Annotated in this window: 24 protein-coding genes; 5 read left to right on the forward strand and 19 right to left on the reverse strand. The window is 29.4% G+C overall.

Annotated features, from left to right (window positions below; all coding sequences use genetic code 11):
* Positions 1-62: 62 nt before the first annotated feature.
* The 5 genes from RYO54_RS15140 to RYO54_RS15160 form a co-directional block, all read right to left on the reverse strand.
* On the reverse strand, positions 63-1,568 hold the full coding sequence (locus RYO54_RS15140; RefSeq protein ID WP_315120530.1) for an ATP-binding protein: 1,506 nt from the start codon (positions 1,566-1,568) through the stop codon (positions 63-65).
* Positions 1,565-2,230 carry a response regulator transcription factor gene (locus RYO54_RS15145; protein WP_315120533.1) on the reverse strand — a complete coding sequence of 222 codons (666 nt, stop codon included), beginning with the start codon at positions 2,228-2,230 and terminating at the stop codon, positions 1,565-1,567. Before RYO54_RS15145 ends, RYO54_RS15140 begins: the two co-directional genes overlap by 4 nt.
* A gap of 93 nt (positions 2,231-2,323) precedes the next feature.
* Complete coding sequence (locus RYO54_RS15150) at positions 2,324-4,192, reverse strand: CotH kinase family protein (RefSeq protein ID WP_315120536.1); 1,869 nt, start codon at positions 4,190-4,192, stop codon at positions 2,324-2,326.
* Positions 4,193-4,212: 20 nt separating this feature from the next.
* A complete protein-coding gene (locus RYO54_RS15155) occupies positions 4,213-4,902 on the reverse strand; it encodes a DUF4956 domain-containing protein (protein WP_315120540.1) in 690 nt (229 codons plus the stop codon).
* A 2-nt stretch (positions 4,903-4,904) separates the two neighbouring features.
* Positions 4,905-5,615, reverse strand: coding sequence for a polyphosphate polymerase domain-containing protein (locus RYO54_RS15160; protein WP_315120543.1), 711 nt, complete (start codon positions 5,613-5,615; stop codon positions 4,905-4,907).
* A gap of 602 nt (positions 5,616-6,217) precedes the next feature.
* Here RYO54_RS15160 and RYO54_RS15165 point away from each other — a divergent pair.
* On the forward strand, positions 6,218-6,640 hold the full coding sequence (locus RYO54_RS15165; RefSeq protein ID WP_315120546.1) for a hypothetical protein: 423 nt from the start codon (positions 6,218-6,220) through the stop codon (positions 6,638-6,640).
* Positions 6,641-6,856: 216 nt separating this feature from the next.
* On the opposite strand, the gene RYO54_RS15170 is transcribed toward RYO54_RS15165, so the two are convergent.
* From RYO54_RS15170 to RYO54_RS15180, 3 genes are all read right to left on the reverse strand, one after another.
* A complete protein-coding gene (locus tag RYO54_RS15170) occupies positions 6,857-7,591 on the reverse strand; it encodes a class I SAM-dependent methyltransferase (RefSeq protein WP_315120548.1) in 735 nt (244 codons plus the stop codon).
* Positions 7,592-7,726: 135 nt separating this feature from the next.
* On the reverse strand, positions 7,727-8,383 hold the full coding sequence (locus tag RYO54_RS15175) for a type II CAAX endopeptidase family protein (RefSeq protein WP_315120550.1): 657 nt from the start codon (positions 8,381-8,383) through the stop codon (positions 7,727-7,729).
* Positions 8,384-8,663: 280 nt separating this feature from the next.
* Entirely contained in the window at positions 8,664-9,350 is a 687-nt protein-coding gene (locus tag RYO54_RS15180) for a phosphoribosylaminoimidazolesuccinocarboxamide synthase (protein WP_315120552.1), read from the reverse strand.
* A gap of 408 nt (positions 9,351-9,758) precedes the next feature.
* Between RYO54_RS15180 and RYO54_RS15185 the strand changes: the two genes are divergently transcribed.
* Positions 9,759-10,346, forward strand: coding sequence for a hypothetical protein (locus tag RYO54_RS15185; protein ID WP_315120555.1), 588 nt, complete (start codon positions 9,759-9,761; stop codon positions 10,344-10,346).
* A gap of 51 nt (positions 10,347-10,397) precedes the next feature.
* On the opposite strand, the gene RYO54_RS15190 is transcribed toward RYO54_RS15185, so the two are convergent.
* The 8 genes from RYO54_RS15190 to RYO54_RS15225 form a co-directional block, all read right to left on the reverse strand.
* The gene (locus tag RYO54_RS15190; protein WP_315120557.1) at positions 10,398-10,832 is read right to left on the reverse strand and encodes a hypothetical protein; all 435 of its coding nucleotides are present in this window, start codon (positions 10,830-10,832) and stop codon (positions 10,398-10,400) included.
* 25 nt (positions 10,833-10,857) lie between these two features.
* Positions 10,858-11,019 (reverse strand): hypothetical protein, encoded by a 162-nt coding sequence (locus RYO54_RS15195; protein WP_315120560.1) that lies wholly within the window; start codon positions 11,017-11,019, stop codon positions 10,858-10,860.
* A 112-nt stretch (positions 11,020-11,131) separates the two neighbouring features.
* Positions 11,132-12,055 carry a phosphotransferase gene (locus tag RYO54_RS15200; RefSeq protein ID WP_315120563.1) on the reverse strand — a complete coding sequence of 308 codons (924 nt, stop codon included), beginning with the start codon at positions 12,053-12,055 and terminating at the stop codon, positions 11,132-11,134.
* 178 nt (positions 12,056-12,233) lie between these two features.
* Positions 12,234-14,057: a TRC40/GET3/ArsA family transport-energizing ATPase gene (locus tag RYO54_RS15205; RefSeq protein WP_315120566.1), complete on the reverse strand. Its 1,824-nt coding sequence runs from the start codon at positions 14,055-14,057 to the stop codon at positions 12,234-12,236.
* A 2-nt stretch (positions 14,058-14,059) separates the two neighbouring features.
* Positions 14,060-14,368 carry an arsenite efflux transporter metallochaperone ArsD gene (gene arsD / locus RYO54_RS15210; RefSeq protein ID WP_315120569.1) on the reverse strand — a complete coding sequence of 103 codons (309 nt, stop codon included), beginning with the start codon at positions 14,366-14,368 and terminating at the stop codon, positions 14,060-14,062.
* 136 nt (positions 14,369-14,504) lie between these two features.
* Positions 14,505-14,894: a metalloregulator ArsR/SmtB family transcription factor gene (locus RYO54_RS15215; protein WP_315120572.1), complete on the reverse strand. Its 390-nt coding sequence runs from the start codon at positions 14,892-14,894 to the stop codon at positions 14,505-14,507.
* Between the two features lie 156 nt (positions 14,895-15,050).
* Positions 15,051-15,464 carry an arsenate reductase ArsC gene (locus tag RYO54_RS15220; protein WP_315120575.1) on the reverse strand — a complete coding sequence of 138 codons (414 nt, stop codon included), beginning with the start codon at positions 15,462-15,464 and terminating at the stop codon, positions 15,051-15,053.
* A gap of 601 nt (positions 15,465-16,065) precedes the next feature.
* A complete protein-coding gene (locus RYO54_RS15225) occupies positions 16,066-17,175 on the reverse strand; it encodes a hypothetical protein (protein WP_315120578.1) in 1,110 nt (369 codons plus the stop codon).
* Between the two features lie 603 nt (positions 17,176-17,778).
* Here RYO54_RS15225 and RYO54_RS15230 point away from each other — a divergent pair.
* Positions 17,779-17,925, forward strand: a complete 147-nt coding sequence (locus tag RYO54_RS15230; protein WP_315120579.1) for a hypothetical protein — start codon at positions 17,779-17,781, stop codon at positions 17,923-17,925.
* A gap of 94 nt (positions 17,926-18,019) precedes the next feature.
* Entirely contained in the window at positions 18,020-18,748 is a 729-nt protein-coding gene (locus RYO54_RS15235; protein ID WP_315120582.1) for a hypothetical protein, read from the forward strand.
* Positions 18,749-18,973: 225 nt separating this feature from the next.
* Here the strand turns inward: RYO54_RS15235 and RYO54_RS15240 are convergent, their stop codons facing one another.
* Entirely contained in the window at positions 18,974-19,510 is a 537-nt protein-coding gene (locus RYO54_RS15240) for a nitroreductase family protein (protein ID WP_315120585.1), read from the reverse strand.
* A gap of 172 nt (positions 19,511-19,682) precedes the next feature.
* On the opposite strand from RYO54_RS15240, the gene RYO54_RS15245 reads away from it, so the two are divergent.
* Positions 19,683-19,853, forward strand: coding sequence for a hypothetical protein (locus RYO54_RS15245; RefSeq protein WP_315120587.1), 171 nt, complete (start codon positions 19,683-19,685; stop codon positions 19,851-19,853).
* A gap of 41 nt (positions 19,854-19,894) precedes the next feature.
* Here RYO54_RS15245 and RYO54_RS15250 read toward each other — a convergent pair whose 3' ends face one another.
* Together RYO54_RS15250 and RYO54_RS15255 are read right to left on the reverse strand one after the other, a co-directional pair.
* A complete protein-coding gene (locus tag RYO54_RS15250; RefSeq protein WP_315120589.1) occupies positions 19,895-21,001 on the reverse strand; it encodes a DUF2092 domain-containing protein in 1,107 nt (368 codons plus the stop codon).
* Positions 21,002-21,066: 65 nt separating this feature from the next.
* Positions 21,067-22,136, reverse strand: a 1,070-nt coding sequence (locus RYO54_RS15255) for a HAMP domain-containing sensor histidine kinase (RefSeq protein ID WP_315120593.1), incomplete at its 5' end; no start/stop codon positions are given.

Consider the following 22,136-nt stretch of genomic DNA (forward strand, 5'->3'; position numbering starts at 1 on the left):
GATTCTGCTTGATTATTCTAAATTTTATTTATCCATGTTAATTCTATTGGTAACTCTACTTTTTACTCTACTACATTTTTTATATGGAACCAAAAAACTACGCCATCTTCAAGGTTTTCAGCACCATAATCACTGCCATGGAGCTGTTGTATTGCCCTTACTATAGATAAACCTAATCCATATCCGCCTTTCCCTCTATTTCTAGATTTATCTGTTTTATAAAAGCTTATCCAAAGCTTATCTAGCTCATCTTTCGGTATTTGAGGTCCCGTATTAAATATGGAAACTTTTACATGATCCTTATTTTTTTCACAGGTTATTTTAATTACTCTTTCTCCATCTATATAAGCAATTGCATTATTTATTAAATTATTTAATACCTGCTCTATTCTAAATGAATCTGCATAAACCAAAACCTCTTCTTTAACATCTATATAAGCATTAATCTTTTTATTTTTAAATATCTCTTGGTATTTAAGGTAACAGCTATTAATAAGTTCTTTTATATTGAACTCACTTTTATTTAATTTAAAGTATTCCCCTTCCATTTGTGCTAAATCTAAAAGCTCCCTTAATAACTTATCCATTTTACCTGTCTCTTCCATTATTACATCGCAATAATAATTTTTCTTCTTCTCATCCCTAATAATATTCAGTTTAAGCCCTTCTGAATATGCTTCAACAATTGATATAGGAGTTCTAAGTTCGTGAGATATATTGGATATAAATTCTTTTCTCATCTCATCAATTTTTCTTTCTCTTTCAATATCATGCTGCAGCTCTTCGTTTGCCTCTCTTAGCTCTGTAAGAGATTGTTCTAACTGCTCTGAAAGATAATTTATACTGTCTCCTAATTGATTGATCTCATCCATGGTTTTTATATTGCACTTCTTTGAAAAGTTTAATGCTGCCATGTCCCTAGTTATTTCATTCATCTGCAATATAGGCTTTGTAAAATTATTTGCCATAATAAATGCCCAAAACCCTCCAATAACTAATAGAATCAATGAAATAAGGAATAAAAAAGTATTGGCCACCTTTGCACTTTCAGAAATTGAGTTTAGAAACACTCTTATATCTAATACATCACCATTATCAAGTTCTCTATTGTAAACTAAAAAATCTCCATTGAGCATTTTATCTGTTTGTAATTCAATAAAAGAGTTTTTATTTATAACTTCCCTCTCTTTTATTTCATGAGGTTTTTCCCTTGGAAATGGCTTTATAGGTTTTTCTTCTGGGAATTCCTTATCAGGTTTTTCAAACATATAGGGAGAGTCATTGATTACCGCAAAAGATGAACTGTATTTCACCCTTCCTTCTGAGGATATAATAGATATATTTGCACTATATCTACTTTCTATGGTTCTAAGCTCCACAGCCATTTCTTTGTAATCCTCTGTACTTAGCTCGCTTATATAATCCCCTTGCTTAATAAGAACCTGTTTCTTTTGGTAAACATAATATTTTTCAAGAAAATTTGAATTGATAACCGTAGTTAATAGGGCAAATATCAAAATTATTATACTTATTTGAATAAACAATTTAGTTCTTATAGAATTCTTCATTTATCCACCTCAAATTTATAACCAAATCCTCTTACAGTTTTAATATAGTTTCTCTTATCACTAAGTTTTATTCTAAGCCTATTTATGTGAGTATCAACGGTTCTGTCTGTAACAAAGGAGTCCAATCCCCATATTTTATCTAAAAGTTGGTTTCTGGTAAATACATTGCTCATATTTTCATATAAGAACAATAATAACTCATATTCCTTGGGACTTAGATCGATTAATTCTCCCTCTAATTTCACTTCATGAAAATCATCATTTATAATTAAATCATCATCTAAATAAATACTTCCTCTACTTACCCTTCTTAATAGTGCATTGACTCTAGCTACAAGTATGGATGGCTTAAATGGTTTAACTATGTATTCATCTGCACCTATTTCAAATCCATAAAGCTCATCAACTTCCTCTCCCTTAGCTGTTAGCATAATAATAGGTGTTTTCTTCCATAGCCTTCTTATTTCTTTACAAACAGCCCAGCCATCAAGCTTTGGCATCATCACATCTAAAATAGCTAAATCCACTTCTTCATCATTAATTTTTTCTAAAGCCTCTTCTCCATCCTTTGCTTCAACTACCTCGTACCCTTCATTAATAAGGAAGTCTTTTACTATATCTCTTATTCTTTCTTCATCATCACATAATAATATTTTTTTCAATAAATTCACCTCCAAAACCTTGATTATTTGAAAAGTTTAAAAAACTAAGTAAATTATATATTAATTATAATTTACTTAGTCATTTTTTTAAATCTATATTCTAGTTCTTCTCCTTATAGATATTACTGCAACTGTAATTAGCATAACCCCTAATCCAACTCCATTAATTATCAAGTCAGTAGTATTTACATTATTTCCTCTATCTTGAGGGAATTTATTTCCTCCTCCCATATTAGGTGGATTTCCTGGCATTTGTTGTCCATCCGGTCTTTGACCATTTCCTTGAGGCATTTGTCCATCATTAGGAATATTATTTAGGTCAAAGTCTTGTGGTAAATCCTCTTTTTGCATACCATCTGGAGCTTCCATTTTATTATCTCCATCTCCTTGAGCACCTATTTTATCCTTTTGTCCTCCTGCTCCTCTTGGTCCTCCCATGTCCTGTATTCCCATACCGTTACCTTCATCATAGGATGGTATTTCTCCTGATAATTGTTTCTTCACATTCTCCACTCTTTTTTCTACAAAGGGTTGTAATTGAACTGATCCACCCATCATGCCCATCATACCCTTCTTATTAGCTCCTGATTTATCATCTACTGCTTTTTTACCATCTGCTGATTTGGAATCGTCTACTACCGCTGATTTATCTGTTGATTTTTGCTCACCTACTGGTACTGATTTATCTATTGATGTGGATTTATCTGTTGATACTTGATTATCTTTTGATTCTTCTTCACTTATAGCTTTTTGAAATTCTTCAAATGTATAGAATTTTGTAGGATCTTTTTCAACATATGAAGAAATTAAATTTGATAGTTCATTTATTTTATTTGAAAAATTCTCCTTACTTAAATATCCTTCTACAAGTTCTTTTATATATTCATGATATTTTTCTTTATACTCCGGCACTTCTAATAATTTTGCAATTAAAGGTCTATCGCTTAATTTTCCCATAGTAGGTTCATCTATTAAATTAGTTATCATTTGATCATTACCAGCTCCATTGCTAAATCCTGCAAAAGACATGTTAAAATCCCAGGGTAAAATTGAAAACACTCCATTTTCCTCATAAAGATAATAGTTATGTTTCATGCTTCCTTGATAGCTGTCAAAGTTAGATGTTACAGTACTTACAGCAAGATACTTTAATATCTCATCTATATTTAAATACTTATCTAAGTCTTTTCCCTCATTTAATGCTTGCATCATAGTATGTAGTTTACTATTATCATTTTCTTTTTTATTTGTTTTTAAACTTATTCCACTGTAATCTCCATCTTCACCCTTCCATACTAAATCGCTTCCTGATCCATCTGGCTTATAAAGATTACCATTTGTAATTTCAAAATTGCTGTTTATAAAACTTTCATTTACCTGTTCTACAGCTAAGTATAAACCCCATAACTCTCCATTGATATATATATTTACATAACTATATCTAGGAGTTGGTACTCCCATCTCTTCCATCATCTCATAGGTTAAAAATTCTCTCATATAACTTGCATCACTAATACAATTATTTAAGTTAATTTTAGTTATTCCATAAAAATTTTGATTATCTATATATTTTTCAAAGTCTATTTTAAAGCTGTATCTATCACTATCACTACCAGCTACCTGGCTTAAGCTAGAATTTCCTTTAGTTCTAATTCCAACATTATCAAATTCATATCCGTTATAATTTACACTAGCAACTTTAAATTCTTCTTTCATTGCATTATCTTTCATATTTTGAAAATCTTCTTCGTTAATAGTTATATTTAAATCTACAACTTTATCTTTAGAAAATATCTCACTTTCTACCTTTGCATCCTTTTCTTCTTGAGTTAAACCTGTTTCAATATTTGCTTTCAATTTAGTTAAGGTGTCTTCTCCAAAATTCGGAATAAACTTACTTATAGCTAATATTGTGCAAAACAGCACAAAGCATATAGTATATATTTTAAAATTTTTCTTCAAATTTATCACCACCATTTAAGCTATGAAACATAATCTCCATTATAGCTTATAAGTACCGCATTATTTACTCCGTTAATATTTGATACTGTGTTTACAAAACTTGTTTCATTGTTTTTAACTCTAAGTTCTAAGGTCATTTCAATATTATCTTTAGACACTGTTTTTGATTTAATATTAAACTTTTTAATTTCATCCTTAACTTTTTTTATAACCTCTTCTTCAGCCTTATTATCATGACAATTGACTACGAAAAGATAAGCATTTTCGGACATGGATACTTTATTGAACATAACTAATATAAGTCCTATAACCAATGATCCAAAAATAGATAAGGTGTATAATCCAGCACCAGTTACTATTCCTGAAGAAATTGCCCAAAACATAAATACAATATCGATTGGATCTTTTATTGCAGTTCTAAATCTAACAATACTTAACGCACCAACCATACCTAGTGAAAGCACTACATTAGAAGTAACCGCCATAATAACTAGAGAAGTTACCATAGCTATGGCAATTAGTGAAATGTTAAAACTTTTTGAGAACAAAACTCCTTTAAATGTCTTCTTGTATACTACATAAATAAACAGCCCTATAACAAAGGTTAACCCTAAAGTTAACACCACTTTCATTGCTGACAAGTCTGTAGTTGCGCTATTTAAAAAGCTCTTTTTAAATATATCTGAAAAATTAAATACCTCATTATTCATCTTTAATTATCCTCCCAAAGATTTGATTTAATGTATTTTCTACAAATTATATATTTCGACACTGATTGTTTAGTCAATCCCTCAAGTTGCAGCATGTCTTTTATATATCCAGGTAAATAAGAATCATATTTGACTTCAAGTATTGTAAAACCCTCGTCTATCGCCCTTATTGTATTTAAATTGGGGTTTAATAAATTTACTTGATTTAATCCTGTACTCAAACTCTTATCAAAGGTTATTCTAATATTACCTGGCTCTGAAACATAGGCTTCCCTCACATATTCAACTATTACCTTTGGTTTTAAAAGGTTATTTTGTATTTTAAAATAAAGTTCCTGATGGAGGGGAGTTTGAATATCTCTAAGCCTTCCATACTCACCATTTATAATAGCTTCATAAATATCAATATTGGTTTCCTCTCTAATTTTGCCAACATATATGCCATTCTTAATCTTCTTTTCAAGAATGATTCCGCTGCCGCTTCTATTATAAATTCGAATTCTATATTTTTCCCTATCTTTAACTCCAGAAAGTTTGTCACTTAAAGCGTTATTGTCTATATCATCAAAATACAAACTACTTATAAGATACTCTCCTTTTTCATCGGTATGCTTATCTTTCTTCATTATATTTTTTAGCCTATGGCTCAAAATATAATAATCATGATGATTTATGTAGTACTTTAACTCATGACGATAATTTAATTCTCCCATTTTTCTTCACCTCCTTCGTGTCTATCCGTAGTATAAAAAATTAATGTTACAACTTTATCACAATAGTTTGTACAAATTATTTCATTTTAATGAACTGCTAATTGTAAAACAGTTCACATTTGAAGCAATTATTATAATGCTTTATAATATACTTAATTTGTATCATGAGTAAATTTAAAGAAATTGATGAGGTGTAGTAATTTATGTCAACTAAAAATATTGTTATTTATGGATTTTTTTTAATTTTATTTGTAATCATCCATATGTTTAGTCATAAAATTATTTTAAATATACTAAGCGCTTTAATTTTTATGGCTATTTCTATTTTTTATATAAATGAAAGCAGCAATAAAACATTTTATTGTAATTACGCATCTAATAAATACATTAATTTTTTCTATTGTAGTTTAGTTCTAAGTTTAATTTTATTAATCATATATTTATTCTCTGCTTCCTTAATATATCTACTATAATTGGTATAGTAAGGATAATAGGTCACATTACATAGTATTTTTTAAGTTTTATACAATAAGTAAGTGTCTGCTATAATTAAATAAAGAAATAATTGATAAGATATTTTATATAATCGGAGGGATGAAATAATGGAAAAAAACCTAAAAAATGATGTAATCTCTACAGCAGAAAATTTTTATGATAATTTTGCTCATAAAGGAAATTTCGATTTTAGTGTTGAAAGCTTAAAAGAAGTAGATGATTTATTAGATGATTTAAGTGACTATGAACTGGATGGAGACGATTTGTATTCAGTTTGCTCAATGGCTGGTAGCTATATCTTTGAAGTAGCAAGAAAAAACTATGGTGGGGAATATTATTGGGTTCAAGAAAAGGAACAACCTGTCCTTATAACTGGTGAACCTAATTTTTCTGTTTCAATATATGCCTTTGAAAAAGTAAGAGGAAGACTCCTAAATGGAGTAGAAGATAGTATACCATTTTATTTCAAGGGGTACATAGAAGCTGTTGAGAAAGGTAAAGAAACTGGATACTCTGCAACTATTGTATAATACATATGGTAATATCTAAATATCTAGATAAAATGGTTTTTCATTTATAGATTTATACAAAGATAATTTAGTTTCTCAAACAGAGAGCTAATCATGCAGTGAAGCCGCTCCGAAAAAGTCGCTATTTCACTGCATGCTTAGCTCTTTTGTGTTGTACAAATATAATTTCAAAATTTTAAGTTTCTACAAGGATAAGTTAGTTTCACAAATAGAGAACTATTTCTTTTTAGCAGAAATAAGTAACATCATTGGTCGACGCAACTCATCTTGCATTTCAGGTATATTTTTTAACATAGATTCCTCTGGTTTTGGTTCTACAATCTTTGTTATTTCAAAACCGGACATAATTAAGCTGTTTATATATGTTGTTAGCGTCTTATGATATTTTATAACTTCCTTACCTAAGAAATTGGCCTTGCGGATACCTTCTGTAAAATATCGATCTACAGGCCAGTGCAAGGAATTACCTTGTTCATCATAATACCAATCTTGCGTTCCATAGGATGTAAACACTGGATGTTCAACCGAAAACACAAATTCTCCGCCACTTGAAAGGCAGTTATTTACTTTCCTACAAATGTCATCAAAAGACTCAACATAATGAAAAGCCAAAGAACTGATTGCAACATCAAAAGTATCGGGAGCATAATCTATATCCTCCATGGGACTTTTTATGTATTCAATTAATGGAGATGTAGTCATCTTCTGTGCCTCTTTTAGCATTCTCTCTGATATATCAATACCAGTTACAGATTTTGCTCCTTGGTCAATTGCATATCGACAATGCCAGCCAAAACCGCACCCTAAATCCAAAACACGCTTTCCCGTAAAATCCGGCAACATCTTTTTAAGTTCATGCCATTCTCCAGCTCCTTTTAATCCATTGACTGAACGAGCCATTTTTTTATATTCATTAAAAAAACTTACATCATCATATTTATTTTCTTTCATTGCAACTTCTCCTTTGAGTCATAGTATTCTAATAAATAATACGCTATAAAACTTCTATTAATATTATATCATGTGTAAATATACACTAGGCACAACAAAATGTTTCTGTATTATTCTTTCACGTGTTTATGGCATTTATATTAAAAATAAGATTAAAATAATGCCTACAATGTCAGCAAGATAGTGAGCAATCCATGAGGCAAATATATTCTTTGTTCTATTAAAAATAATCCCATAAATAATGCTATCAATTATTATTGCTCCTATATCAAACGCAACTATTAAAAAAGCTCCCCTGTAAAAGTGCATGAATCCAAAAATTAAGGAAGTTACAATTATAGCGTAGCTAGGTTTTATAAACCAACCCAACCTTTCTTGAATAAATCCACGAAAAATAAATTCTTCTCCAAAGGTTCCTATGGTTACGGTAATAAATAAAGACACTATTGTAGATATTTCAATTAAAGGAATTCTCAGCTTTATATGCTCTATAAACTCTGGAACGAAGCATTTTCCTATAAGAAAAACTGCTAACTGTATAATAAAAGAAACTAAAATTGTCAAAAACCAATTTTTCTTAATATCTGATATTGTATTTTTAGGGTAAAATCCTAATTCACCCCATGTACGATTTCTCTTTTTCTTTTCTATAAATATATATAATACAGGGATTATTGTAGCTAAACCTTTAAATGTTTTGAAAAGAAATGATGGCAAAAAAGTCAATAGAATAATAACTATGATCTCAAATAGTAACCTTCTATCTCTTTTAATTACTGTATAGTTATTCAATTTCATGCCCCCTTTGTATCCTACATGTAAAGTATATATTATGCAGCGGAGGCCTAGAAGTGATATAAGTCATATACTTCATATTACTTATGTAATAAAAAATATTAGTATTATATAAATCTTATTTTTACTCATTAAATCATTTTATGAAATTGACATAAAATATGATGAGTTAAACTAAAAAAGCCCTAGTTACATACTGAATCGGGGGTGATTCATATTGTAATTAGGGCTTTTTAATATTAATGTTATATTGCTATTTTTAGTTTTAAATTATTAGTTATTCACCTAGCATTAATTTTTCTAATACTAATGGTTCTATATATTTTCCATCCTTGTATGCTCTCATATTTCCGCCTGAAATTTCGTCTATTAAAGCAATATGTTTATCTTCTCCTACTCTTCCAAATTCAAATTTGATATCATATAGTTCTATATCTTTTTTAGCTAACTCATCTTTTACTACAGCGCTTATTTTCTTAGTAAGCTCCTTTAGTATTTTATATTCATCCAGTGTTAGTATTCCTAGCATATCTAACGCATCTTCATTAATTGGTGGATCCTGACGGTCGTCATCTTTAAGAGTAACTTCTACAAAGGCATCTAAAGCCTGTCCTTCTTTTGCATACATTCCATAACGACGCATAAAACTTCCAACTGCTCTGTAACGGCAAATTACTTCAAGACCATTTCCGAACAATGTAGCTGGTTTTACTGTCATTGTTGCCTCTTCTATATTTGCATCTACGTAGTGTGTAGGTATTCCCTCTTCTTTTAGTCTTTCGAAGAATAACTTAGTCAATTTAAGCCCTGCTTTTCCTGCTCCGTCTATTGTTAAACCAACAGTATTAGCACCAGGATCAAAAACTCCATTTTCTCCTGTTACATCATCTTTAAATTTAAGTAGATAATTACCATCCTCTAGAGCATAAACATTTTTTGTTTTTCCTGTGTACATAAGCTTCATCAAATCCACTCCCTATTTAATATAAATTTTGTGGTGATATATTATATATTTAATTATATACTAATGTTTTCTCAAAAATCAAGAATATTATTCGTTATATTCTATATTATTTTTCGTTATATACCGTATTATTTTTAATTATATCGGATTATTATACATATTTTAATGCTTTCCACTGATTTTCTCTTTATTATATTAATGATATCTCACTGCTCCAACATATTAGAAAAATAATTTTCATAAAGACAATTATATACTGATGCTGGACGTACATGAGTAAAGAAAATGTATTATCTAAAATAATATGGTATTATATAGTTAAATTGTACCAAATGGTTCTTAGATTCAGATGGGGTTTGCTTAAAGGAAATATTGAAGATAGCATCTATATTGTAAAGGAGGGATATTGTGAAAAATCGAATTGTTGTTTTGACTTTAATTATATTATTATCCTCTTTCCTATCTAGCTGTACGCAAAAAGAATATACAGTTGAGCAGGTAGGAGAAGTCGTTGCCACAATGGATGAAGGTAAAATTACCACTGGTGATATAAAAGACTTTAAAAAATACAGACTTGATGATATATCAAATCAACAAGCCCTAGAAATGATTATCGAAAATGAACTTTTATACAGAGAAGCAAAAAGCAAAAAAATCCTTATAACTATTGATGAAGCTAAAACTGAAGCAGAAAAACTTAGGGTTTCATTTGAAGAAAATAGTTCTGAAGAAGACAAAAAGATTCTACAAGATGAAATTAATAAATTGGGAATTACGCTAGATAAATATTGGAATGAATACTGTCCTAAACTATTAATGAAATCAATGTCTATAGGAAAAATGAGAAATTCAATTAAAACGGATTTTTATAATTATGTCGATAGTAATCATCCCACTTGGGGAAAAGCCGAAATAGAAGAAGATTATAATAAAAACTATGAACTCATTATAGAAGACTTAAAAAAGAAATATAATGTGAAGTATGAGAATATTTAAATTCTAAATAAGAAAAGCTGTATACTTTTTAATTTATAATTTAAATCATTTTTAGCTAAATTCAATAGATATTTTAATTTTAGCTAGTAATATATTTAAAGAAGCCATTATTAAAGAACTTATAATTACCATATGACTTGCCATATTAAATGAATTTATTATAGATGAAATACTGGTATAGAATAATAAATGTGCTATTACATCTATAAAGACAAGAGTTAAATAAGAACTTAAAAAAACATATCTTTTCCTCATCTTCTTAGCCATTATAAATTTATTTATTATAATAGAAACAATGGTAACAGAAAATATAAATATACATAAATAAGCAAATGGATGTTTAGCAGCTATATCTATGTCCATATTCTTATACTCACTATGAGAACAAAAAAATATAACCATAAATGAAAAAAAGTGAGTTGTCACTGCAATAAAAAATGACTTAAAGAATAATATACAATTTTGAAATATTATTTTTATATTCATAAAATTAACTCCTATAAATATACCATTATCTACCTTTTTTTAATTCATTATATATTTGTTCCAAAATATATAAACCTGGAACTAGAAAACCTGCAATTCCCAATAGTATCATTAATGACTCTCCGCCCTTTGAACCTATTGATAATCCTAAAAAACCTGTTATAAAAGAAAGTATAATTAAGGCCATATTTTATTCTCCTTTTTACTTTTAAATTTTAGTTAATAAGTAATTAACCCCTGCTTAAAACATTAATATTATGTATTGCAATCATTCCCTTTCGAATATACGGTGTTTTTGTTCATTTTCTATATTTCATAAAATTGTCCTTATACCAATGAGGTATCATGATTTGAAAATTATCATAGTCCTGGAAAGTCATCATAGCACGTCTTTTCATTCCGTTTATTTCGTTATCTCCGAATTTTTCTGCCCAAGCAATGGAAAACAAGGAGGCGTGAGCTACATAAACAGCAAGAATCTCCCAAAACTCTTTTGGTGGTTGATGATTAAAATAGCCGTCAATCTGTCCAATAGAGAAAGGAATACTAACTTCTACGTCAAAACTTTGTACCTTATAAAATTCCTCATATGGATCACCACATTCCCATCTATTAAAATCGATAACGCCTAGATGCTTATGGGGAGTAAGAATTAGATTTCCTACATGAAAATCTCCATGCTTATACACAGGTGGTAATAGATTTATTTTATCTATATTGCTTTTCACGTAATCTATTACTAATTGATCATTATCTATACGAATGGAACTATTTTCGTATCTTTCTAATTTTTGAAGTTTCTTTTCCGTTTTGTCTTTAACTGGTATATCAATACTCTCAACATCTATTGAGTGGATTTTTTTTAAAACTTTTCCGGCTTGTATACCAAGGTCATACTGTTCTTTTTCTGTTAGTTTTTCCATTGTTTTTCCCAATGAAACACCTTCAACCCAATTCAAAAGCATATAAACATTTTTATTATTATTACAAACGCCTATAGATATGGCTTTTGACATTTCAAAATCTAAAGTATTAAATTTCTTTATGATTTCAAATTCTTTTATTTTAGAATCTAAATAGCTTATATCAGAAATTCGCAACAACAATTTGTTTCCTAAATAATCTTCAACATAATATTTTATATCACTTGACCAGCCGCTGTTGATCTTCCCAATGGTTTTCCATGTATAGAGCTCTGGAATATCATGCAATTCTTTATACACCTTCATCACCTCAAATTGTGTAAACAATCTTTATAGGATAACTATACCATATCTAAATATCATACTATTTAATTTTCAAAGATAAATTAATACGGTATGGTTGTAAATGAACTTATAACAAATAATACTCGCCAAAAATACAAGAGAGCTACAAGTTTAGCTCTCTTATTATCTTTCACTATTGATATATCTTCTCTGCAATATCAATTAACATATCCAATCCCTTTATTTCTTTATTAAACATAGGCACTTTTAATATTGATGCTTCATTAAATGTATTTTCTATTTCTCTTAAATATTTTTCTTGCATATGTCTTCTGTTCTTAAAGAAAGAAGTGTTTGCTTCTTCTTCTGGTATTATAAGATTAGAGATAACAAGCTGAGTTTCAATGCCCACAGTTTTCAGCTCTTCTGAAGCTCTATATGCTTCGATAATTGGAGTTTTTTCTGGATACATAACAAAGGAGAAGGTAGTAACGCTCTTATCTTTCATTAGAGCTATTACCTTATCAAACTTTTCTTTTTCTTTTCTATCCTCTTGGCTTATTTCCGTTGAAAGTCCTGCTTTCATCTGAATTTGTTTGCTCCAGTCCATTGGTAATTCTAAAAGCCTTAATGTATGACCTGTAGGGGCTGTATCAAATACAATTACATCATATTTTTCTTCACTGGCATAGGATATAAATTTTTGAAAAGCAGCCATCTCTTCGGTGCATGGAGAATTCAATTCTTCCTCCATGGTTAATATTGTGTCCTCATTGAATTTACCTTTTGCATCTTCTAGTATATTATTTTTATATTCCTCAAAAGCTACTTTAGGATCTATTTTAGCAGCATAAAGATTATCTATTCCTTCTATTCTTGTTACTTCATCCCCTATAGACTTATCTAAAACCTTTCCTATATGAGCTGCTGGGTCGGTAGTTAGCAATAAGGTTTTATAACCTTCCTTTGCAGTTTTAACTGCCGTTATACAAGCCATAACTGTTTTACCTACCCCACCTTTTCCAGAAAAGAATATATTCTTATGCAATCCTTTCTTAGGCAAAATTAACTCCTTTATATTAGAGCTTTGATTCATAGATATGCTTTCAACCTTTTCATAATCTATATTTGTAGCTTTATCTACCTTTTTTCCTTCAAAAAGTATGGATGCTGATAACCTAAATCTATCTACTCCCTTAAGTTCACTGTCAAAGAGCTCCATAGTCTTTATACCTAAATCTTTAAATTCCTCATAGGCTTTTTCTAAATATTTTTGTTGCATGTGATATCTAGATTGGAAGAAAGGATTTACCGCTTCCTCCTTAGGTATGAACCCATTTATAATAATTTTTGTAGTTTTTATATCTAACCCTGAAAGCTCTTTTATGGATCTATGTGTCTCATCTAAAGATGTTTGTTCAGGCTGCATTACAAATATAAAATCTGTAATATTTGTATCTCTAAGCTTTTCTATAGCATCATCAAATTTATCTTTACTATCCTGAATCATTGAAACAGGACCCATACAGGTTTGCCCACTGCCCTTAGCACTTTCTTCAATATGCTTACTCCAGTCTACTGGCAGCTCCAATAACCTAATAGTGTGACCTGTAGGAGCGGTATCGAATATTACAATATCATATTCGCTTTCACCCATGAAATCTATAAACTTATCAAAGGATGCCATTTCCTCTGTGCAAGGGCCGCTGAGCTGTTCATCTGCAATTTTTATCATTTCCTCATCAAATAATTCTTTCATAGGTGCTAAAAGTCTTTCCTTATACTCTTCTGTAGCCTTATCTGGATCTATTTCCATGGCATAAAGATTATCTATATTATTTATTTTAGTTGTTTTATGTCCTATTTCCTGTTCAAAAACATCGGATAAGTTGGCAGCAGGATCTGTGGTAACTATTAAGGTTTTGTACCCTTTATCAGCATAGTATACCCCTGAAGTGCAAGCCATAGAAGTCTTTCCTACTCCACCTTTGCCCGAAAAAAATATAAATTTGCTCACGTTTATTCACCTCTTATAGCTTTCTCTAGTTCTTTTAATGTAGGATATTCCCCCTGTTTTATTACTTTTCCATTATAAACTGTGATAGGTAATGCCTTTTTCCCCACTTCTTTCATAAGGTCTCTTACCCCTTTATTAGTCATGAAAACTATTGGGCTTTGTTGTGGTTGGTATCTGTGAATACTTATTCCTTTATAGCTCTTTTTCAAGTATTCTATATTTTCGCTGAGTTTTACTAATCTTTTATCAACACTAGGACCGCATATTCCTGTAGAGCAACACATTGTAGGTTCAAAAAATTCTAATTTCATAATATTATCCTCCTATAATCTTTATAAATTAAATTTTTATTGTTAAACTCTATATATTTATTATAGAAAAGCGTCATATATATTACTATATTCATATGTAATCATATATACATTATATGTAACACAATTCTATATGTTACACATTGTCGTCTTTAGTGCAAATTGATTTCCCCCTATTTAAACTTATGGTATTACAATCTAATTTTGATTCTCTATATTTTTTTAAATTATCTATGTCTATTTTACATTGTTCTATGTTCATTAACTCATCATTTAATATATTCCTTATAAATTCATGATGCTTTATTTTATCTTCCTTTAATTTGTAATATACAAACTGAGCTTTTTTATAGCTTTCTATTATCTTTGCACTGCTCAATCTATTTAAATGTCTGGACACATTAGATTGCGTCATCTCCAATATATATTCAATTTCGCATACACAAAACTCTCCGTTATTCAACAGATTTAAAATTCTAATTCTATTTTCATCACTTAATGCTTTTAATGTAGTAATTAAATCCATACTTTCCTCCTTGTATTGATATGATAATATGATTACATTAATATTCCCTCATATAATATATAAAAGCTTTTATTTATCAATGCTTTCCTATTCCATTAATATGCTTATCATAGTTTAATATTACCATACTAAACCAAATATATTTACTTCCTATCCCTAATTTAAATTAATTTCATTAGTCTCGATTCTACGTGCTAAATCTTTAATCTTTTCTTCAATTGCCTTTGCTGTTTTTATAAATTCTTCATCACTCTTTCCTGTTGGATCTTCCAATCCCCAATCTTCTGTATGCTTTGAAGGTAAATATGGACAAACAACATTACAACCCATTTTTATAACAATATCTACTTTTGGTATATCTTTAATTAGTTTAGAGTATTGAGTTTCATTCATATCTATATTATATAAATTCTTAATTATCCTTACCGCATCTTTATTTATTTCTGGCTTTCTTTCTGTCCCTGCTGAATAAGATTGAAAAACCTTTGAACCAAATAATTTCCCTAAAACTTCTGCCATTTGGGACCTACAGGAATTATGTACACATATAAATGCTACTTTAGGCTTCATATTATCATCCTCCTAAAGAAAATTATTTCTATCCTTAAATTCTATTATTTATATAAAACAGTATATGATTAAATTCAAATATAATCATATACTAATCATTTATTTATGTCAATAGTTCTGAAATATAGAGCCAAGCATATAGTGAAGCCCCTCTGGAAAAGTCTCTATTTTACTATACACTTAGCTCTTTTGTTTTTTACGAGCCTTCTTTCAATTATAGTAAACATTCCTTTATTTTAAAAAACTAAAAAACGCTATGTAATGCGCCCTATGCATCTGAGCAAAATCTAGAAATTCTTAATTTATTTTAGAAGTTCTTATTGTAGCGAACTAGCATGAGAAGTATTATGTAGCATTTTGGATTTGTTAAAACCAATCATAGTTTTTACATTTATTAGTTTCTACAAAAGTAATTGAGTCTCCAAAATAGGAACTAAGTACATAATGACGTCGCTTCAAAAAAGGCGCTCCTCCCATTATATACTTAGTTCCATTATGTTTTACAAAGATATTTATTAAATTAAATTATGACATATCGGTTTCCAAATTATAGATTTCTACAGAGATAATTTAGTTTCTCAAATATAGAGCTATCTTCTATTTAATTAAACATCTCCATTTCGTCTAATTCTTTTATAAAGTCTTCTACTTTTTCAACATTTTCATAGGCAATTATAGCATAACTTACATCTCCTTCTGACCAGACAATAAGGCTTCTAAGATATTTAGCTATATATCCCTTTTGTTCTCTTATAGTAATCTCTTTTGCACCAGGAATTTCACTAGCATTAGAGTTAACTATATTGTCGTTCCTAAGTCTCATCTGGAAATAAGGTGTCCCATCTTTTTCATACTCCATAATTATTTCATTATATGGAATCTCACCTTCATACTGTTGAAGTTTAATGCTTTTGATCTTATAAGAAGATGACTCTGGGAAGTATAAGAATGGCTTTCCTAAAAAATCTCTCACTTCTTTTAAAGTCATGGTTTTTGGCTTTGGCTCAGTCTCCTCGACATTTTCTATCTTTACTCCTTCTGGAATTTTTTGAGTGAATGTTTCATCCTTAAGTTTAGGTGAAAAATCAATTTTTACATATTCATCTTCGATTTTTGATCCTCCAATAAGAATACCGCTACTCTTAATTACGCACCAATTCTTTTTATTTATCCATATATCTTGTTCTAGAAATAGGCTGTTCTTTTCTTTTGGTACTGCTTTTATATAGTAAGTATTCATACCATTTATCTTTTCTTCTCCAACAGTACTTATATCATGATTTTCCTTTATATACCCCAAAACTATTTTAGTCTGTTGTCTCCGGGACCCTATAGGCATATCTGATTCATCTATATTTTTCATAGTTGAGGCTTTTTTATCCTCAATACTATATATCATAACGGTATTTCCATCACTTGTAGATACAGCTTCAAGTTCATTGTGATTAGAATAAGATTCTCTTCTGATTCTAATTTTACCATTAGAAATATCCTGCCATTCCTTCTCAGTAATATCTTTAGTAATGTTATTATCTTTATCATATACACGTACTCTTGCCTCTCCATAATAGGATTTTAGATTATTTTCTGCTTCAATAGCATTGGCTACTATAGTCTCTGGCAGAATACTGTTTTTGCTTCCACAACCGGATAGTGCAGTAATACTCAGTAGACCTGCCATAATTATAGAAACAATTCTTTTTTTAGTCATGATAGCTTTTCACTTTCCTTTCTTATAATTAATTTTACTATGCTTAATCCAAGATCAGTTTCCATTTTTATTTCTTGAATTATCTACACTATAGAAAGGTTTCGTAATCCTCCCTATATCCTCCTTTGGAATTTCTTCTCCTTGGTTTTTAACTAATATAGTTGCACCATACTTTGTTAATTCTTCAATATTATTTCTTTTCCTCTTTATACATCCAATATGAAAATAAAAACTTGTCCATATACATCTAGAAAATCCATAGTATAACTTAAAGAAAGTGAGGGTTTAATTTCTCAAATAAAGAGCTAAGCACGCATTGAAGTCGCTCCGAGAAAAGTCGCTTTTTCAATACATACTTAGCTCTTTCATAGTTTACAAATCTTTTTTAAAAAAGTTTATAGTAAAAGAAAATCTTATATTTAGTTACAGAATCTAATACAATGCATTTATGGAAATTTATACAACATCATTATATAATATTATATATAGTATCTATCTAAATTTATGTATTCAAAGAGGAATAGTATGAAGAAAAAAATAATTTTTAAGTTTTATTTTTTTCGTTTATATTTTAAGTTAGTTGCATATATCTGGAATCGTCTAATGCCAGTAAATCTTAGTGCAAATATACTTGCACTAATTGTTATTGTTGTAGTTATAATTCCAGCATCGTTAGTAAGTAGCCATTTATTTATTAAATCTATCGAAGATAGGCAAATAATTATTTTACAAAATGTAGAAATAATATGATACTGCTTACTTTATACTATTTTAAATTAACCCTTAATGAAGATTTTAAGGTTTAAGGCTATTGAAGTAGTGGGCACACAAAGGAGGAAAGCTTATGAAAAGTAGTGATGCGGATTTACGCAAGAGAGGCTTTATTACTACAGAAGATATTAATGAATTTCAACAATGTTCTAATAGTGAATTAATTTTATTAATAAATTCTCCAAATTCTATCGAAAGATCTGCTGCTATAAATCTCCTGTCAAATAGATTTTACATTGAAGATTTAGATTTTGTTAAAATCCTATTGGAAAGACTTTGTATTGAAAAATGTCTTTACACAAAAATTGAAATTTGCAATGCTCTCCAAAAAGGTGGCATTAAAACTGCTGAACAAATGCTTCATTATTTAGGTCGTATAGGGAAAAATCAACACTTATGTTTACCAGAAAAGGTTTCTAAGAAAAAAAGTTACCCATTGCCGAGAGATATTATTGCACGGACTTTAGGAAAAATGGATTGTAGAATTTTACCTGTACTATTTGATGTGTTAAAGAGTAATAATCAAGAAAAAATTTCAGAAGTTATTGATGCCATTGGCTTTTCATTATTTTATAACTCTAATTATGACAATGAATATTTCTTTAAATCAATTATAGATACACTAAATAAATATTTAGAAAATGACCTGATCTTTTGGAAATGTGTAATATGTCTTTCTTCTTTTAGGACACAAGGTAGCATTGAGGCTTTAAACCAAATTCTCAATAGCAATAAAAATGATATAATTAAATGTGAGACGAAGCGTTCTATAAAATTAATAGGTGAAAACTATGAACTATAAAATAGTTAAGTTAAATGGATTTAAAAACAAGAACTGAGATACATAGTGACGTCCCTTCAAAAAGGCGCTCCTCCCACTATATACCTCAGTTCCTCTATGTTTTACAAATATATTTTTAAATATTGATTATTATACATACTGTGAATACTTATTCATTGTTTAAAACTTAAAAATGCTATGTAATGTGGCTATTATTCATATTCTAAAGTGCATATCATCCATATTCTAAAGTGTATACTTATTTTCGTAAGAATTTAAAAATACCTTATCATATTTTAAGGATTCTTCACTACGTGGCTCTTTGTTTTCATCTGGATATCCTATGGCAACTATGGATTCCACTTTCATATTTTCTGGTATGTTTAAAGTCTTGCGCACATGTTCTTCTGCTTTTATATCCTCATTATGTTTTCTTTCCCTGATCTGAATCCAGCAAGAACCAAGTCCCATTGACTCTGCTACTAATTGAATGATTGTAGTAGCAATGGATGTATCCTCTACCCACACATCACTAATATTAGCATCACCAAGAACAACAATTCCTAGAGGTGCCTCCTTTAAAAATGCTGACCCAGCTTTTTTAGATAATGCTAATTCTCCTAATGTGTTTTTATCTGTTACGACGATAAATTCCCAAGGTGTGGAATTCTTTGAAGACGGAGATAAAAGAGCCCCCTTAACTAAAGCTTCAATCTTTTCTTTTTCTACTTCCACATTCTTAAATTTTCTAATGCTTCTTCTGCTTTTTAGTAAATCTAACATTTCAATCCCTCCATTATATTAACTTGATTTCATCTTGTACTATACAATTATTGTATATAACATTACTATATATTTCAAATATGCTAATAGGTTAATTATAGGTATTTACTATGTAATATCCCTAATTTTAGAGAATATATAATAAATAAAAGCAAATTCTATGGGGGATATTATGGCTAGAGAAAAGGTTATTGATTTTGAGAGAGAAAGAAGCATAAAAGAGCTAAAAAAAATGATAAAGAATCTATCATGGGATTTTTATGAAATTAGAAAGATTGATTTTCATGATTGGCCTACTTCTGTTATAAAAGCCACAATAGATAATATGAAGGATGAAAAATAATGAGCACCCTCTCAGAAATGATTTCGAGAGGGTACTTTTATTTAATTGAACATCTCCATTTTATCCAACTCTTTTATAAGGTCTTCTACTTTTTCAATGTTTTCATAAGGAATTATGCTATATCTTACATCTCCTTCTGCCCAAAGTATAATAGAAATACTATCTTTAAACATATTTCCTTTTTGTCCTCTTATAGTAATCTCTTCTGTACCAGGAATTCCACTAGCATTAGAGTCAATTTTATTTCCCTTTCTAAGACTCATTTGAAAATAAGGTTTATCATCCTTTTGATACTCCATAATTATTTCATCATCTACTGCTTCACTTCCATACTGTTGAAGCTTAATATCTTTAATTTTATAAGAAGATGACTCTGAAAAATATGCGAAGGGCTTTCCCAAAAAATCTCTCGCTTCTTTCAAAGTCATGGTTTTTGTCTTTGGCCCAGCCTCGTCAATATTTTCTATCTTTACATCTTTTGGGATTTCTTGAGTGAATATTTTGTCATCAATTTTAGGTGAAAAATCAATTTTTGTATATTCATATTCGATTTTTGATTCTGAATTATGAGAACTAGTCTTAATTACAAACCAATTCTTTTTATCTATCCATATGTCCTGCTCTGAAAGTATTGTATTCTTTTCTTTTGGCACTGCTTTTATATGATAAGTATCTATACCATTTATTTTTTCTTCTCCTATGGTACTTATATCGTGGGTTTTCTTTATATTTTCTAAAAATATTTTAGTTTGCTCTCTTTGAGTTCTTATAGGCATATCTGATTCATTTAAACTTTTCATAGTTAAGGCTTTTTTATCTTTGATCATGTATGCCACAATATTATTCCCATCATTTGTAGATACAGATTCAAGCTCACCTTTATTAGAATAGGATTCTGTTCTAACTTTCATTTTACCTTTAGAAGTATCATACCATTCTTTCATAATACTATCTTCAACTATTTTATTATCTTTATCGTACATATGAATTCTTGCCTCTCCATAATAGGACTTCACATTGTCTTCTGATTCCATGGCGTGAGCTACTATGGTCTCTGGCAAAATGCTTTTTTGAGCTCCACATCCTGAAAGGGCAGTAATACTTAATAGCCCTCCCATAATTATAGAAAAAATTCTTTTTTTAATCATAATAATTTTTCACTTTCCTTTCTTGTAAACAAAATTCTTGCCCATGGAAGTATTAGAGCGGATAGTCATGGAATAAAACAAGCTATTAATGTACCTCTTTCTTTACTTGATAAAACAATCATGCTGCCATTATGCTTGTCAATAATTAATTTTACTATGCTTAATCCAAGACCGGTTCCCACTTTCTTATTTCTTGAATTATCCACCTTATAAAAAGGTTCCATAATCCTCTCTATATCTTCCTTCGGTATTTCTTCTCCTTGATTTTTAACTAATATAACTACACCGTCTTTTCTTAATTCTTCAATCTTATTTTTTTCCTCTTCATCTATCCAATCTGGAAGGGAAACCCCCTTTGAAAAAGCGCCCATATAAATTGATTTTCCTTCTGCTGTATACCTAATAGCATTGCTCATCAGATTATCGATTACCCTTATCATCTGTTTAACATCAACTCTATAGTTTCCTCTAACTTTTATATGAGTTTTATAATTTATATTGCTTTTTTCACAAACTTCCTCATAACCTGAAAGAAGCATTTGAAAAAATTCCTCTCCATCTACATCCACAAAATCCATGGTATAACTTGAAGAAAGTATTGTATACATGAGTAAATCCTCTAGCATGTTGCTCATATAGTCACACTTGCTCAATATTCCTGAAACATACCTTTTGTTATCCTCTTCCCTTTGAGAATCGATTAATTCTGCATAAGCTCTTATGGATGTTAATGGTGTCTTTAAATCATGGGAAATTGCTGCTATCATATATTCCTTTGATTTTTGCTCCTTTTCTATTTCATAATCTTTTTCTTTAATTTCCCTCTTCATATTATTAAAATGACTTATAAGTTCTCCAATTTCATCCTTTGATTTGTATTTTATAGAAGTTTCTTCTCCTTTTGCAAAATCCTTTATTGAATCTATTAATAACAAAAGTGGTTTATTAAATTTTCTATCCATCAACTTAATCATAAGCATTAACACTGCTATAAATACCCCAACAAATATGCTAATTGCTACAATAGTACCATTATTCACTCCTTGAATTACTTTTGTTCTTACTATGGTTATTTGATAAAATCCAATTAAATCCCCCTCATAAAAAACAGGCTTTTTTAAGGTATCTACTTTAA

This window comes from uncultured Clostridium sp. (assembly GCF_963515715.1).
Classification (GTDB): domain Bacteria; phylum Bacillota; class Clostridia; order Clostridiales; family Clostridiaceae; genus Clostridium_AW.